The following is a 649-nucleotide window of genomic DNA, read 5'->3' as shown; positions in this document are numbered from 1 at the left end:
ATGCGGGCTGGTCGCGTTTTGCGGGTCAGGTGAAGAGACGTCCGCGTACTTCGACAGCTCGTCGTCGTCGTCTTGTCTTCTATCGAGGTGCCACACAGGGATACCCTAATTTACCAAGGTGGCAAATCGCTTGAGGCGGGCGGGGTTTCGCTCGTATTGGTCGGCGTGGCGCAGGCTACAGCCAGTTGCGTTTCTTGAATACGCGGTACAGCGTGACACCCATCGCGAGCATCAGCCCGAGGGCGAACGGGTAGCCGTAGGTCCAGTCCAGCTCGGGCATGTTCCTGAAGTTCATGCCGTAGACCGTGCCTACGAGGGCCGGCGCGAAGAGGATGGCAGCCCAGCTCGAAATCTTCTTCACCTCTTCGCTCTGCGCCAGGCTCGTCTCGGACAGGCGCCGCATCTCATCGTTCTGGCTCTGCGCCACGAGGGTGCTCTGGGTGGTGAGGGCGTTCTGCAGCAGCTGGCGGAACGCATCTGCGCGCTCAACGACCCGCAAGGAGTGGTCGAGCACGTCGCGCAGGTGGCGGTGCAGCTCGAGGTCCACGTTGTATTTGTCGAAACCGCGTTGCAGCGACTCGAACATGGGCACGAGCGGCTGGGTGGCTCGCTGAAACTCGATCACCTCGCGGGAGAGCGCGTAGATGCG

The 649-nt window shown here is 62.2% G+C and carries 1 protein-coding gene; it reads right to left on the bottom strand.

Annotated elements, in window-relative coordinates:
• Positions 1-175: 175 nt before the first annotated feature.
• On the bottom strand, positions 176-649 hold a 474-nt coding region (locus JF66_RS19895; RefSeq protein WP_035880620.1), incomplete at its 5' end, for a CorA family divalent cation transporter.

Source organism: Cryobacterium sp. MLB-32, assembly GCF_000738085.1.
Classification (GTDB): Bacteria; Actinomycetota; Actinomycetes; order Actinomycetales; family Microbacteriaceae; genus Cryobacterium.
Note: the sequence above shows the minus strand (reverse complement) of the source record. Positions and strands in the feature narration are given on the sequence as shown.